Annotated in this window: 8 protein-coding genes and 2 pseudogenes; 5 read left to right on the top strand and 5 right to left on the bottom strand. The window is 59.4% G+C overall.

Annotated elements, in window-relative coordinates:
- Positions 1–730: 730 nt before the first annotated feature.
- On the bottom strand, positions 731–1,885 hold the full coding sequence (locus XI05_RS09955) for an EAL domain-containing protein (RefSeq protein WP_442869252.1): 1,155 nt from the start codon (positions 1,883–1,885) through the stop codon (positions 731–733).
- Between the two features lie 559 nt (positions 1,886–2,444).
- On the opposite strand from XI05_RS09955, the gene XI05_RS09950 reads away from it, so the two are divergent.
- The 4 genes and pseudogenes from XI05_RS09950 to XI05_RS09940 all read left to right on the top strand — a co-directional run bounded on the left by XI05_RS09950 (position 2,445) and on the right by XI05_RS09940 (position 4,012).
- Positions 2,445–2,645: a hypothetical protein gene (locus XI05_RS09950; RefSeq protein WP_271500979.1), complete on the top strand. Its 201-nt coding sequence runs from the start codon at positions 2,445–2,447 to the stop codon at positions 2,643–2,645.
- Positions 2,646–2,800: 155 nt separating this feature from the next.
- Positions 2,801–3,415, top strand: coding sequence for a hypothetical protein (locus XI05_RS09945; RefSeq protein ID WP_271500977.1), 615 nt, complete (start codon positions 2,801–2,803; stop codon positions 3,413–3,415).
- A 258-nt stretch (positions 3,416–3,673) separates the two neighbouring features.
- Positions 3,674–3,724 (top strand): annotated as a pseudogene (locus XI05_RS39500) (hypothetical protein); the annotation flags it as partial.
- Positions 3,725–3,736: 12 nt separating this feature from the next.
- Positions 3,737–4,012: a hypothetical protein gene (locus XI05_RS09940; protein ID WP_271500976.1), complete on the top strand. Its 276-nt coding sequence runs from the start codon at positions 3,737–3,739 to the stop codon at positions 4,010–4,012.
- A 656-nt stretch (positions 4,013–4,668) separates the two neighbouring features.
- Here the strand turns inward: XI05_RS09940 and XI05_RS09935 are convergent.
- The 4 genes and pseudogenes from XI05_RS09935 to XI05_RS09920 all read right to left on the bottom strand — a co-directional run.
- Positions 4,669–4,929 carry a hypothetical protein gene (locus tag XI05_RS09935; RefSeq protein WP_271500974.1) on the bottom strand — a complete coding sequence of 87 codons (261 nt, stop codon included), beginning with the start codon at positions 4,927–4,929 and terminating at the stop codon, positions 4,669–4,671.
- Between the two features lie 244 nt (positions 4,930–5,173).
- Positions 5,174–6,679, bottom strand: a complete 1,506-nt coding sequence (gene rpoN, locus XI05_RS09930) for an RNA polymerase factor sigma-54 (protein ID WP_271500972.1) — start codon at positions 6,677–6,679, stop codon at positions 5,174–5,176.
- Between the two features lie 2,037 nt (positions 6,680–8,716).
- A complete protein-coding gene (locus XI05_RS09925; protein ID WP_271500970.1) occupies positions 8,717–9,982 on the bottom strand; it encodes a helix-turn-helix transcriptional regulator in 1,266 nt (421 codons plus the stop codon).
- A gap of 540 nt (positions 9,983–10,522) precedes the next feature.
- A pseudogene (locus XI05_RS09920) lies at positions 10,523–10,708 on the bottom strand (molecular chaperone DnaJ); the annotation flags it as partial.
- A gap of 1,444 nt (positions 10,709–12,152) precedes the next feature.
- Here XI05_RS09920 and XI05_RS09915 point away from each other — a divergent pair.
- Positions 12,153–13,526: a hypothetical protein gene (locus XI05_RS09915; RefSeq protein WP_271500966.1), complete on the top strand. Its 1,374-nt coding sequence runs from the start codon at positions 12,153–12,155 to the stop codon at positions 13,524–13,526.
- The last annotated feature ends 1,921 nt before the right edge of the window (positions 13,527–15,447 follow it).

The raw sequence follows: 15,447 nt of genomic DNA, 5'->3' as shown, positions 1-15,447 counted from the left end.
AACTCGTGTTGTAAGTTTCCAATTCGCCGATCTCTATTGGGGCTTCGATATGAGGAGAGTTCTGGGGTTCTTGCTCCTCGCCCACTCGTTCTTTCTTTCCGCCGAGACTAACGCGCAGGGACTTCCCGCGCCCTCATACTGGAAGAATGAACGAGGGTCAGAACGGTTCGTTTGGTCCGCCAACAGCGGGGCAATACAAGCGACCTTCACAAATCATGCTCAACGGTTTGTGTGCCAGGGCATTCCGTATCCCGCTTCCGGAGCCATTAGTCCAACCGGACTGTATTTTGTTGCTACCTTTGCCCAGTGCAATTCCTTTATTCGACTATGCAAGTACGAAGACTGCTGCAATGGTTCGATCTGCGCAGTGCGGGCACTGAACATGAGGATCCGTTAGCCGCGGTCGTGTTTCACGCCTCGTTCGAATACATGTTCCGCTGACCGCTTCACGGGCGCCGGGTGGATCGTTCCCGAAATTGTTCAAAAACGTGATCCGCGAGGCTGCTGAAGGTAAAGAGGCAAGCAAGACTGCAAGGAGGGCATTTCGGTTACTGCGGCCCCTTCCGGACCGGAAAACGAAATCGAGAGAGGCAGGTGAGAATTGGAATGCCCTAGTCAACTCCCTGCTCAACGATAACGCGCTGAGGCAGGATCGATAAAATTGGCAATCCTCATAGGGTGCAAAAGGCTGCGACCAAGACGCGCGGCGCTATGCCCGGGCCTTTGCGCCTCACTCCTGCTCCATTACGGTCCGTGTCAAAGCGCGTCTAGCAAACTTCTTCAGCGGCATCGGCTTACCGAACAGATAGCCTTGGACGAGGTCGAAGCCGAGCTTGCTCACAGCCGTCAGATCGGCCCCGCTCTCGACGCCTTCCGCGACGGCGCGGGCGCCGTACCCCTGGGCGAGCTCGACGATGTGACGGCACACCGTGCGTTTCAGCCTGTCATTGCCGCAGCCCGTGACGAATTGCCGGTCGGCTTTCAGCTTGATGAAGGGAATCCTGTCCAGTCCCATCAGCTCCGGCCAGTTGACGCCGAGATTGCCGATCGACAGACCGATGTTGTGGAAGCTCATCTCGCGGGCGATCTCGGCCAGGAAATCGAGGTGGTGGATCGCCTCAACGCTGGCGATCTCAATCGTCAGCCCACCGAAGGCTGGATGCATCGGCATCCGGCGGCAGAGGTCGCGGACGGCCTGCGGCTCCTTCAGGTAGGGAGCGGGCAAGTTGATCGAAAGGTCGACCGCGGTCTGTCGCTCCAGGAGATAGTGCCAGTCCTGCAAGGCGCGCTCGATCACGAACTCCGACAGGTCCCGGAAATGGGGATCCTGCTCCTCTGGGATGAAATAGGCTGGCGGGACCACGCCCCAAGTCGGGTGTCGCATGCGCACCATCGCCTCGGCCCCGCGGCGAACGAGCGAGCGCGCGTCGATTTTCGACTGATACCAGAGCTCGAGCCAGCCCCCATGCAGCGCCTCGCCGACATGCACCGCCGGGCTCGGGACCTGCTCCTCGGGCAGCAGCATCGCCACGCGCTCGCGGAGCGTGTCGGCGGCAAAGGGAGTGGTGAGCGGCGGCAGCATCGCTAGCCCATATTCCTCGCCGACCTGCTGCACCGCCTTCGCGATGATCGAATCGCGCGCGCCGACAGCGAGAACTTTGCCCTCGAAGGCATCGCGCACCAGAACTTGCAGGAATTGGCCAGGCTCGATGCGGTCGGCGCCAATGCCAAGCAGGACTAGGTCCGGCAGATCGGCGGTGAGTACAGCTTGCAGCTCGCTCGCGCTGCTGCATTCGCTGGTGACGAAGCCGAGATCCTGGAGCACCTCGCTCATGAAGGCCCGCAGATGGCGCTTGCTGTCGGCCACGCATACGCGCGGCGTCATCTTCCGCCGTCCGAATGTCTTCAGCCTCGGTCCGGCAATCTCACCAATCACATTGTCCATCGCAAACTACTTCCCGTTTCGCGGCGGCGTGTTAACAGCCCGGCGGGCTTAAATATGGAGAGATTCAGCTCGATTGTTGAATCGTCCAGGTAAGCTTAAAGGCGCCAATTTTCGTAAAATTGTCTGGAATGCCTTGGCAAATGTTTAAGCTTGCCCCCATCCAGCGCCTTCGCGCCCCATAAGTGCGCACTTATGGGTTTGCAGGGCAAACCCGCGCACCGCCGCACGGGGGCGAGAGTGGCTATCTACAGCCTGCATCACACTCCTGTCGGCAAGTCCACGCAGGCGCAGCCGTATACGGCCGCCGCGCACATCCGCTGCATCAGCCGCAAGGACGCGCTCAGCGCCATCCGGCAGGCCCGTTTCCCGGCCCGGACTCCGGGGAAGTGGCGGACTACCTCCGCGGGTGTGAGGACATCGACCGCAAGAACGCACGGGTGGTCGATAATGCGCTGGTCAGAATAATTGTGCTGCCGTACGGTTCGACGGTGGGCCGGCAATGGTCAACCTCGGCGAAGTTGAAAGAGTCAGCGGCCTATCGATCGGCTACACGCTGATGTTGCCATGGCGATTTGAGCATTTCGCCAGCAAGCTGGAGCGAATCAAAGGGCAAAGCGTCGATCGAAAGCAGATCCGAGCCGATCTGGAGCTTGCACTTCAAAAGATCAAGAATCAAAAGGCGGCGACCGACAGATTTTGACGGGACAGGGAGTGGCGGATCTCGCAGGGGTTCGGTCGACTTGATGCGCTGAACCGGATCGGGAACCAGGTTTTTTATACGAACCTCCTCGATCCGGTGACTGGCGAACTCCGGGATCCACTCCTCAAGGGCAATTTCGCGCGGCACGATGCGCCGTGAGCTTTCCGCCAATCTGGGACACGCCGTACTTCCCACAGTATGACGCTTCTGTTCTCAACGAACTCGTTCGCAATTCCGGCGAGGCGCTCGGTGTCAGCGCGGAAATCAATATGACAGCGGCCGCGCCCGGACGGCCGCTTTTTGCCTCGTCGATACATCTATCCGATATCGCGCGGTTCGAAGAGCTTCTTCGCGGCGTCGATCCCTTTTCGGCGGGCGATGCAGGCCGCAGAAAATTTACCGGGCTCGTGGCCCCCCAATGGAAGGACGCGCAGGAGAAATTCCGCGGTGACCCGGCCTGGGCGATCAATGAAAAGCTCGTCGAACAAGGTCGCGATCTTTATCGCGCTCACTGCTTTGAATGTCACCGGGGCCCGGTCAACGATACTGCCTTCGACAAAAAGTGGCCGGAAGATTCGTTCTGGAGCCCAGAGAACCCCGATCGCTCAACCAAGAACGAGAAGAATTGGGTGGAGATCGGCGGACGGCATTATTTCGACGTGGTCCAGATGCCGGTCACAGCGATCGGCACCGACCCCCAACAATCCAGCGTCCTCACGATCGCGGCGCGTTCACCTACCCGAGTCACTCGGATTAAATCCTGCAGATGACCTTAACAAAGCCGGAGGTTGTGGCCTTCCGGCAGATAAAGGCGCAGATCCTCTGTTTGTACTCGCGCTCATGGACGTGGTGGGCAAGACGATTGACCAATGGATGATTGCGAACCGCACTTCTGAAGAAACTAAGCGTCAAATGTGGGGACCGAGAAAGAACTGCCAAAACCAGCGGGTCTATGTCGGGGCGCGTGCAAGCCGCAACGGCAAGGACGAAGTTGTTCTCGCCCTTGAACCTCAGTACCGGGCGCGCCGTTGGACGGTGTCTGGGCGACAGCTCCTTATCTGCACAACGGGTCCGTTCCGACGCTGAGAGACATGTTGGTACCGCAGGGCCAGCGGCCGACGTCGTTTTGCGTCGGCAGCCGTGCGTTCGACCCGATCAATGTCGGACTTGTTACCAAAGCACAGTCGGCCGACAGTTGTGCGGCCGGCTTGACGAACTTCGATGTGTCGCTGCTTGGTAATAGCAATCGCGGACATTCCTTCGAGGGCAAGGAAACCGACTTAAGGAAACTGCCGCCGGGCGTGATCGGACCAGAATTGACCGACGCCGAACGGCGAGCGCTTGTCGAGTGTCTCAAGACTCTATGAGCAAGGCGTTGCCCGCCGACCTGCGCGTCGGCGCGGCTACGTTGGATGTTCCGCCGAGCCGATTCATCCCTCTCTCAGCGGCGTGCACCATCGCCGCGAGAGCGAGGACGTCGACGCCGACTTCGCTTGCATCGACCCCTAGCCTTTCGAGGCTTCGGATCACGCCGCCCCTCGCCTATCCCAGAGCCCGATTGCTGCTCAGTAAGTCGACGCGGAATTCGGCTTCCCAACGACCTGCGAGATCCGGTGCCTGGTCGGCTGGCCCATGCGACGGTCAAAGCATAGAAGGCGTCAAGTGCCTGGCCGATTGCGGCGCAGACCGCATCAACAATGGATCACACGAATGTCGGCGCCACTCTAGAAGATGGGTCGCAAAACTGTGTCGCACTGTGTGCACCGTCACGCGTTTGTTCAGATCCGCTGCGATGCGGGCCGAGCGGCACGCAGCATATAGAACGGTCGCATTAACCGGCCGCTAACGTTCCCGGCCGGCAAATAGCCCGCGTGTCGGTCGGGTTAGCCGCCAATCGGCCCTTAGAACGTTAAGAAGTCGTGGCGACAGCATGACGTCCCTGCAGGCTTTGCCCGCTCGACCCGGATTGCCATCCGCTGTCTGTCGATATCCCGGATCGCGAGGAAAGCCACTTCCGACACGCTTAATCCTGTGGCATAGACGTCGTCAGCTCTATGCGGCTCCTTAGGCTCAGGATTGCCTTCAGCAAGCTCACCACCTTCTCGGCAGTCAGCACGATCGGCAGCTTGCGAGGCTCTCGCGCGTAGGCGATGCGCTCGGGAATCTCACTGTGGCCGAGCGTCACGCCGTCGAAAAAGTGCAACGCACAGACCATCTGGTTGAGATGCCGCCAAGAGATCCCTGTCACCAAAAGGTGAACCTGGAACGTATGAACATCCTCCAAGCGGGCGATCGGCTAAAACAATCGGCTAGGCTTCGATTACGCGTCGAGATATGATCGGCTGCGTTGCCGGAGACAAATGCCCACCGTCATGTCCTTGATCATGCGGCGGCTCACCTGAGCCATCAGGAAAACCTCCTGTCTGAAGGGGTCGGCTCTGAGAACACCCGGATTCTCTCAGGCGGCAGTCGGCGCGAGCGGCTTCGTTCAATCACCAATCAACAAATGTCGCGCCAAAAACGCACTTTCAGGCAAATCCAAAGCGTAGCTTGTGGAGTCCAAATCGACGGCTGGGAGTTTCTTCCTCGAGGCCAGTTCCTGCCGATGCTTGACTGTTGACCGTTGACCACTCCTTGTCGCGGCGACGTTGCACCGAGGAGGGTATGCGCATGGCTTCGCGGTACTTCGCGACCGTGCGGCGGGCAATATCAATGCCCGAGGCGCGCAAGCGTTCCACGATGGTGTCGTCCGACAGGATCGCGGAGGGCTCCTCCGAATCGATCAGCTGCTTGATATGGTGACGCACCGCTTCCGCCGAATGCGCTTCGCCGCCGTCGGCCGAGGCGATCGAGGCCGTGAAGAAATATTTCAGCTCGAACGTGCCGCGGTTGGTCGCCATGTATTTGTTGGCGGTGACGCGCGACACCGTGGATTCATGCATCTGGATGGCGTCGGCGACGGCCTTCAGATTGAGCGGCCGCAAATGCGCGACGCCATGGGTGAAGAACCCGTCCTGCTGGCGCACGATCTCGGTCGCCACTTTCAGAATGGTGCGGGCGCGCTGGTCCAGCGCGCGCACGAGCCAGGTCGCGTTCTGCAGCGCGTCGGTGAAATAGGACTTGTCGCCGTCCTTGCCGACCTTCTTCGACAGCTCGGAATAATAGGTCTGGTTGACCAGCACGCGCGGCAAGGTGTCGCTGTTGAGCTCGACATGCCAGCCGCCGTCGGGACCCGGACGGACATAGACATCGGGCACCATGGTCTGCAGGCGCGCCGAGCCGAACTTCATGCCGGGCTTCGGATTGAGGCGGCGGATCTCGCTGATCATGTCGGCGATGTCCTCATCGTCGACGCCGCAGATCTTGCGAAGCGCCGCGATGTCGCGCTTGGCGAGCAGATCGAGATGCTCGACCAGCGCCCGCATCGCCGGGTCGTAGCGGTCGAGCTCGCGCAGCTGGATCGCCAGGCACTCGCTCAAAGAGCGCGCGCAGACGCCGGGCGGATCGAATTTTTGCAGCACGGCGAGGACGTTTTCGACCTCGGCCTGCGACGCGCCCAGACGCTCGGCGGCCTGGCCGAGATCGGGCGGCAGATAGCCGGCCTCGTCGACGAGGTCGATCAGGTACTGGCCGATCATGCGTTGCGCGGGCGCGGTGAAGGCGACCGAGAGCTGCTCGGCGAGATGGTCCGACAACGTTGTCTCGGCCGCGACAAAAGCTTCGAAATTGTAGTCTTCGTCACCGGAGGCGCCGCCGCCCCATTCGGTATAGGTGGTCGGCGCGGCATCCTGGGCGTTCCGCGCAGCTGCCTCGGCCAGCTGTTCGCCGCTGACCTGATCGACTTCAGTCGGGGCTTCGGCGCCAGCTACATGATCATTGGCTCGCTCCAGCAGAGGGTTTCGCTCGAGCTCCTCTTCCACGAAGGTCGTGAGATCGAGATTGGACAATTGCAGCAGCTTGATCGCCTGCATCAGCTGCGGCGTCATGATGAGGGACTGCGACTGCCGGAACTCTAATCTCTGCGTAAGCGCCATGAAGCAAGAACCTTTACTGAATTTGGCCCGCGTTTTGCTCATCTAGTCAGGAGCTGTTCCACTCGCATTGATGTCGCGCAAACGCAGATGCGAGGTGAGATATTTGATGAAGGCAGCCAACAGCTGGACACCGAAACACTTGCGGAATTCCTTCGTTAAGTTCCGTTATCCGTGAGACTAGAGAACTAGAGATTAGGAGGTGGCACTTTGACCCGAGGACATGAACCAACAGGACAGTTGCACTGTGGCGTCACTCCGATGAAGGACTTGGCAGTCCGCGGCAGTTTCGGTGACTTCTGAGAGTAGCCGCGATCCTACACCATCCCGTAGGACTACCGGCAAAAGGTGCGCTTGGCTCAGGATCGGTGCCTGCCCGCCAATAGCCCATTAACAAAGAGCCTTGCTGCACGCTCGGAATTGGCGCGAACTTTGAAGCCAATCACGGAAGAACGTTGCCCAAACGGATTGGCGCTAAGGCTGGCAGTCAAAACAGTTGAGGTGGCGGGTTGAACTGGCCGCGAGATCGGCCTTTCGCCAAAAGAGATTGCAAGTTTATCGTCGCGTTCGGCTGCCTAAAGCCCGCTTGCTAGCGCAGCGCCTGCCCCCATGTGCGTCGAAAACAATTCCCTTGCCCAACTTGCTGAGGCAAATCGGCGGAAGATCGAACAGCGGGCACTATTGTGCCTGCGCTTCGGCTTATCCTGGCGAAGGTCCCAACGTATTCGCGATGTCGCTTCTGGGCCTCTCACGCATCCAGATCTGGGAAGGATACCTTCCTCCTCCAAATTGGCCGGCGTGACCGGGACGATCTTGTCGGTTTGTCGAGAGCCTGCGCGCGTTGCTTCGGTTGCAGCGGACTGCCGAGAATCACACGGGACGAAGGGCGTCCGCACGCGCGTAGACCACCATGCCGTTGCCTATGACCTCGAGCACCACCTCATCGCTGGCCAGCAGAGTCTTGCCAGCGCTTAAGCGCACTCCGCGTCATATCAGTGTTGCCGGCGGAGCCTGCAGCCACCCCAAAACAACATCCCTCCGAAGCTTCGGTGGATTCCGACTCCACTCACTCGTCTCATTAGCATCTGAGCTGCGGCGAGACGAGAAGTGCGAGTTAGCGCTCTTGCTACAACGCAGTGAGTCGCAGAGGTGGCCAGCTCACAACTCGAACTCCCGGCTCACAGCCTGTATCGCCCGACCCGCAATTCGTGCTCCCGCTGCCTCTGTGCCGATACCAGTACCATACAAAAGGCTGTAGAACACCGCAGCGGAACGTTGGCACCGGCAGATCTCATACCGGTTAGTAACACCATTGGGCGGCCGCACGAAGAGTTCAAGCGACGGACAAGATCAAGACCGTTTGCCATCAGCGGCCGCCGCGGCAATATTGTCCTGGCTTGCTCACCTCCTGCCAGATCAACATGCGGCACGGTCGTTGCGCTGGAGAACCCTTACCACAATGCCTAGATAGACGATTGACCTCGCCGCACGAGCAGGTCGCTTCACGTTGATGGAAATCGCGCCACAATTGTAAGGCGGCGCTGCCCCCGCGGTGAAGCGCACGGCTTCAGCGACCATGGCTTCGTCTACCGGCAAGCCGCTGCCATAGCGCGAACCACCTTGCCTCGGCGAATCGCATCAGGCAGCGGCACCTCGATTGCCTGATCGATAAGGCCGGGACGGCTGGCGCGGCCTCGGTCGCCTCGGGACGGTTGCTGGAGAGAATGAAGATGATGTCGGCGTCTTCCGCCGTCTCGTTGAGCCGCCTGTTTAGCAACACTAGATCGCTTGAGAGGCGGATTGAGTCTGGCGCAACGGGACTTGCATGCAACGACGACGCTCTAAGTCCACACCGGGCGCTGTTGAGGGACACCGTATAGGCGCGCCTGATGCGCTTGCCTGCCCAGCTATCTGGTTTGAGCGGCTTCCGTTGAAGTACATCGTCGAAGCCACTAGAGATCGGTTGTCCCGATCCGCGGCAAGAACGGAAGAGCCCGCCCGAAGACGGGGCCTTTGACCGTGCCTTCAAACGGGCGCGAGCTAAATGATGCGGCGTCGGGTTGCTTTGTGTACAGCATTTGTCCGGTTCGCCGCCCCTAGCTTTCTGACGACGTTCTTCATGTGAAAGTTGACGGTATTCTCGCTGACATCTACAAGTCGCCCGATTACCCAGGCTGACTTTCCTTCTGCGACCCAGTATAGGCACTCTGTTTCTCGCTCTGTTAGCGGAATGTCTGTCTCGCAATCTTCATCAAGGGGAGGTGTAATCTGCGCGACAGCGTTGTGAAACGCCGACGCCAACGTCGCGAGATGAGCCATGCGATCCTGTGGATCGGCATCATCGAAGGGAGATGCAAACGATGCGAAAGCCAATCGGCCTTGCGATCCAAACAATGGCACGCTTATGCCATGCTTAAGACCTGCTTCTCTGGCCTCGTGCAAAACGCGCAGCTCACGGGGCTGCAGTTTATATTTATTGGTTAGGTCATCCCAAAGAAAGGGCCTTGGCAGCATTGCTGTCCGCCGGACTACCGGGTCGATCGCTCGATACTCTTGCTCAGCATAGCGTTGGCACCAATCAGACGGGAAGTTTATCGTTGGCGGGGGCGGCAGATAGTCCAGCAGACGACGCTCATTCGAGCAGGTGAGTGCTCCGTACGCGACTTTATTGAAGCCTTCATTGCTCGCGAAACTCACAAGAAGCTCGAACAGCGCTTTGATTGATCTTGTCTGTGTAGCGCATTCGACGAAGCTGAATAGGTCTGGCCCGCGGCTTTCCCGTCCGCTTGAAGAGAGTGGCATTTTGCCGTGCGATTGGTCATCCATTGCAATTTCCATTTTACTCACACAGATGTTGGCTCTGCTTGTTGCAGCTGGACGCCCGCGCGAAGGAAAGCGCCGGGCGTGAAATGTTTGCCCGGGTCCTAGCGCGTACCGATCAGATAGGTGGAGCAAACCGATGCGCGCCGCCCGCAGGTTGACCCAACGCGGAGCTGTCTTTCGTTCGTTGCCGGCCGGTCCGGTTGCTATCCGAGCTACCGAATCATCAAGTGCGTATCCAGACTCTCGAAAGAATGGCTGGCAAATGATGCAACGGTTGCGGCGGACAAGGTCAGCACTTCTCGTAAGAACATACCAACGTCTCAAGCGGCGACGTAATGAAGCGCGCTCGGCACGGAACTCTTCGCGCAGCTCGACACGCCTCAGGTCACGGACCCGTGCAGCCCCTCTCAGGCGCTTGCGCACGTTGCGCCGCCACTCGCGGACATTGACAACCAGCTGCTTGATAAGGACGACACCGTGCATGCGATCCTCAGGACTTCCAAGAACCAGCATGGTAGGCACAGCAATTCTCGTACCACTTTCCGATTTGGCAAAATGGCCCCTTAAGAGAGAGGCACTCAGAGAAAGACGGTCTCATCTGAGTTGTTTCGAGCGGATGCGACATACGTCAAACATGCGACAACGTCGTCAGACGCGACATCGAATTGATATAGATCATGAGCATGATTGCGGTTGCCTCACCTGCATGACGCGGAACGGGATGGGCGCTGCCCGTGCGGTCCTAACGCGCAAGCCAAATACAGTACGGGCCTTTCCATCCTTGAAATCGAGCAGCGCAGCAGCAGTTTAGTCTTGCGGGGTCTTTGAGCAGCCGAGGACCGGCGCCTTCAGCGTTTCGCTGTGGCGCGCCTTTGCGAACCGCCCCTTCGGCGTCGTTGAGGACTTGCCCCCTCCTTGCACCGCCGAGGAGCGAGTAAATGAAAGAGGAAAGAATCACGGAAGGCTCGTCGTGGATTGATCCGGAGCGCGCTGTTGATAAAGACTCCGGCTAACGTGGCGGAGATGCTGCGCCTCATGATTGATGCAGAAGTGCCAATATTCGCGCGCATTGTCGCGGCCCTTGGGCGCGGGATGGGTCCCTTTGTTCTGGCAACCAGGCCATTCGCATAGCGCCGCGGTCTGGCGCTCCTGCGCTGCCTTCTTGTTGATGCGAATGGAGTCGAAGATTTTGGATGTGTCGATCAGCATGACCGGGCTCCGTTGGCGAAGCGGCAGTTAACAGCGCCACTTGCCTGCTAGAGAATTGATTTGGACGGCAAGTTGGATCTGTCTCGGCCTTTGCGTCTAGTTGGTGGCACGATGTAGCAAGCACTGCCTAGGAACCGACATGCCAGGACTCGCGAGCTTGGTTCAAACAATCATCTCTTTGCGATTCAGATCGACTCAAATTGCAATTGCTGTCGGGTTCTGCACATAGCGTCTTCAATGGGACCGGGGTGAATACAAGGAAAGCGGGAGCTACACGGGATGGGTGATGAGGCGCTCAGAGAGGCAACGTATCCGGACGGATGGCGAACCTGCGAGAACTTCTCCAGGGAGCTGATGCGGGCCGAAGGAAACGATCAACATCCTGCCCTTCGGTCAGCCGTCTGCGGTCGATCATGCACTGCTACAACTTCCTGCAACATAGCGCCTGATCTGTTCGTCCCGGCCGTCGAGACGGAACTGCCGCAGTCCGGAGACGCCGACGAACTGAAGCCGCCCCGGATGTCGCACCGGGCCGTGCGGCACGGCTATCGGCGCGCACGCGCAAACCATATAGGCGCGATCGCGGTTTCTAGGCACAATGTGAGGACCGGCGTGCGAGTTGGATCCGCTTCACCTTGGTGATTTTGCCGGTCCGAGTGCGCGTGGACCAGGGCCTCGATCCCCTGCTGCCCGCCCCTTAGCTGGCGCTATGTCGATAAGCGATTCAGGAGGCGCTCTCGGCCCTGCTGGAGCGATGCAACGAACCTCTCGCCTTCGGTGATCTGGCGTGAATGACCAATCACAGGGCGAATACGAGCGCTGGCAGCAAAAGGCCGTGAACGTGCTCAAAGATATCCCGAGCTGGTTCGGAGCGGCAAGAAGAAGGCCATTCAGGATCTCATGGCACCAAGCCGGGCGGTCGCGGAGCATGCATTGATACCTTCGCCGAGAATCGCGCCAAATATGCGCGTGACGTTGATTTCCTGACAAGAATTGCCGATCTAAGGCCTATTGGCTTTTTATGACTTTCCTTCTGAGCCAGAGCCAGCTGAGAACTACGATCCAATCGAGAGCATCCGCCCCGGTGCGGCACACGAGCCTCCAAGCCAAGGAAGCGTTGTAACGACTAGCCGTAAGATTGATGGTGCAAGCTGATGGAGGTGGCGTCGAAAACGCTGGGCTGACTGAAGAGCCCTAATCAGTTCCCGAGATCGTCGCGTCTTCAGAGTGCCGACGCCGTTGAGCTCGTCCGAACACGCAAAACCATGCCGCCTGCTCGGTTCCGTCACCCAGTCGCGGTCGAGAGCGGCGAAATGATTGGTCTGAGGTCGCAATCCGTAAGTCTCCAAGCGCGTCAGCTTGTCGACAGCTGATCCTAATAGATCGGGAGAGTGCGACACTATCGGCTCGGCATTGCGAACCGACTCAAACCCGGGGAGTTGACATGGACCCATTTAAGCGCATCAACCCATTCGACCGTGACCACGCCGCAGTGTCACAACCACAACAGCAGCAAGCGGAGTTTGAGCCGTACTTGGACGAAGTGCCGCAGCTTGATGCCCCTGCCGTTGCAGAGATCCCTGCTTCTTCAGATCCCTACTATTTTCCTCTGTCTGAGGAAGAGCGTAGCCTCATCGAGGCTTTGGATCTTGGGCACCAGGCGGCCCACGGTCCTCATCCCGAAGGCGCCGTCACCAGACACCTCGGGGACACCGCTGCCGAGCACAGCGCGCCGCGGGAAGCTTGGACTTGGCCGAAAGAGCTGCCTGCGCAAGGTCACGATCAGGACCCGCTGCGAGGGATGATGGGCGGACCGAACCTAATATCGTCTCTCCCAACCGCGCGCGATCACCAGGGACCGGACCGCGGAAAAGCCGTTCAGTTCAACTGGAGCGACGGCTACCAACCGGCTCGGAACGAGCTGACCGGGAGCGCTCCCTCTTCAAGTCACGAGGTCCTCATGGGTGAGGATTACACCGGGGAGTTGAGGCATGCGAAGAGGCAGAGAACACTAAGCCATACAGAAGGGGATGCTATCGGACGCCAGGTGAGCGAGCCCGGCAGTTCAGTCGTTCGCGAGCCGATGGAAGACGCCGGCGCACCGTTTCAGGCCGGCGATCGGCTCGTCCTTCCCGCGGAAGGCTACGATCAGGATCTGCTGTGGGCGATGGTGGGAAACGCTGGCCCATCGTCTTCCGTCCAGCCAACCGAGGGTCATCACCAAGGGCTGGATTCAGAACCGGCCGTTATTCCCTTCAATTTCCGGCAGGGCCACCAGCACGCGTCCGCTGCGCTGGACCGTAGCAACGTCGCGCCGAGCCAGGACAGCCGACCCAACAGTTTTATCGTTCACAATGACCGCTACACGGCGCTGTTCGTGCCCGCGGCAACGATGAGGCGAAGCACCCCTCTTCCGCAAGGCGCTGCCATTCCTCTGCGATTTCGACTGGAAAACGCTCCGCAGCCCAGCGCGCAACCAGCGAACCGAGCCTCATCATCGCGGCTTGGACGGTCGATGGAGCAAGCCGCTCCGGCGTCCTCCTCCAGGGCTGACGGGACGTCCCCCGCGCCCCGCGAGATTTATGCTGCATCATTCGCCGTTCCCAAGAATTTTTCGCACGGCGACCAACCAGCCCCGGACACGATGCTCTCGATGCTTCGCCGCTGGGGCCAGTTGCCGAACGATGCGCAGCCGGAAATAAACTACGATATTCTAGACGAGCGTTACACCGCCCGCTTGGGGCCGGGAGGCCCAAATGACGTGCGGCTCATCCATCACCCAAGCAATGGAGATGCCGAGAGACAATCCCCACGCTAAGAATTAGGAACCCGACCACATAGCTCCGGTATTGGACTTATTAATGTAGCATAGCTTGCGCCAGCGAGCTTGGCGCGGTTCCGGGGGGTCCGGGTGAGCGCTACCCCGCCCGATTAACTTGCGCGCATCATCGCTGTGCGGCTCCTCGTTGAGCCGCACAGCGATCTTCTTTGATCTTCCGAACGCCAAAGCTGCGAAGAACACCTACGGTGTTATCGCCGTTGCGTTTTACAGCATTGTGATTGGGGCCTCGGCCCCGAGACAGGGAAGCATCCTCGGAGTAAAGAGGCTGGTTCCTGCCCGCATCGAACACGCGTCGGCTGAGCTTAGCTGGCTGCAGATGGGTGTGGTCGTCCATGAGTCCCAGATGCACATCCTGGCCGTGGCGTTCCGCAGAAAGCTCGTCTGGCCGACGAGGCGCTGCCCAGTACCTCGTCGATCCGCCTCGAGCCTTTCAGTACATATCTCAGGGGTCAGCAATGGTCCGGAATACCGTGCGCGATCTTCATCGCTTAGCCCAGCCGACGTGTTCCGCAGCTCACACAGTGCTACCCCGAAGCTACTGCCAACGCCCTTGTCGTGGTTATACTCCTGACATGTGCATTCAACGTCCCCGCGGAAAGCCGGTCAGCAATGCCCTTCCCATTTTTCGGCCTAGACAGTCGCTGAAACCTAGACCGTGAATTATCTGTCGCTACTCCGGTTTTGAGCGCTTTGATGAGAACCGCGTCCTCGGGGGATAAGGTTTCGGTTCAGCGCGAACTGCCGTCGCCACTGCTCTGCCCGTCGAAGACGACGACCTGAGATGACCTCTCCTCAAGGAGCTTCAGCGCAGGATGAAGCTGAGCAAGCCGCAGCGACCTCTGTCCGGCTGATCAAGTCGGCAAGATTAGTGTTTGAGGACCCTCCAGCTTTCGCTGCTGAATGTCAACGCCAGGAACTCCGACCCCGAGGCTGCTGCCCCATCTAAGCCATATCGCGACCATCATATGTGAACGACCGCACATCTCGCGCGTACTTTGATGCCGGCAAATCATAGGGCAAGGCTCGCCGGCGCGAACGTTGAGGCGTTTCGCACTTCCTGCCGGCTTCAACTGAGGATCGCCGCGACAATGTTCTACCTGAGCTGATGGTGCAAGCCTGCCTGGCCGAAAGTAGCACCACGCGGGCACACCGCGGCTCCCGGAAACATCTGGCCGGCGCGACTCGCGCGAGGCGATCAAGTTCACGAGGCGTCTGCATGCCCCTCGCGGCTGATCGACGAACGCCACATTGAAAGATGCCCGGACCAATCGTGCGCAGGCTGTGCCGTGCGTTTGTTGCCTGTTTCAGTGTCCGGGCTGAGGAATAGAGCGGGGGGAGTACTTTCTGGCACGAGTGTCGTCTCTCTTTGGACACCCGGCGCGATCACGGCTTGGCCGAGAAGCTGCTCTCAAAGGAACGGCCCGAGCGAGCAAGTCAGCCCTGGTTATGGCTCGATTACCTCGTGGCCATAACCGCTAGAGGTGGCCCTTCGATTTAGGGAGTCTACTCTGGCTTCAGGTCCGCTCTGGGGTCTCGACGCGGAGAACATCGCAATTCGTTCATGCGCCGCCTGCAGCCGGGCCTGGCGAGTTTGCCGATGAGCTTGAGACAATCGGGCTGCGACCGGCTGCGGCTTCGGACAAAGCGCATAAGCCTGTCGTTGCTCACTCGCAGGAGCAGCCGATTTGCGGAGCCCCTGTCTGTTACCGCTAAGCACCAAACCGGGATGCTGGACCCTACAGTCCAGCCTCGCCGCGCGTCGCGCCGATGGCGTCAAATCCCTTACCGCCAAACGCTTAGTGCAGATCTGGCGTCCTCACAGGACGGCCTCGCAGCGATAACGTACAGAGTCTTTCGCACTTTCAGGATTGACGGCTTCTTCTAGAATGAAGGAGCT

The organism is Bradyrhizobium sp. CCBAU 11357, from assembly GCF_028128865.1.
Lineage (GTDB): Bacteria > Pseudomonadota > Alphaproteobacteria > Rhizobiales > Xanthobacteraceae > Bradyrhizobium.
Note: the sequence above shows the minus strand (reverse complement) of the source record. Positions and strands in the feature narration are given on the sequence as shown.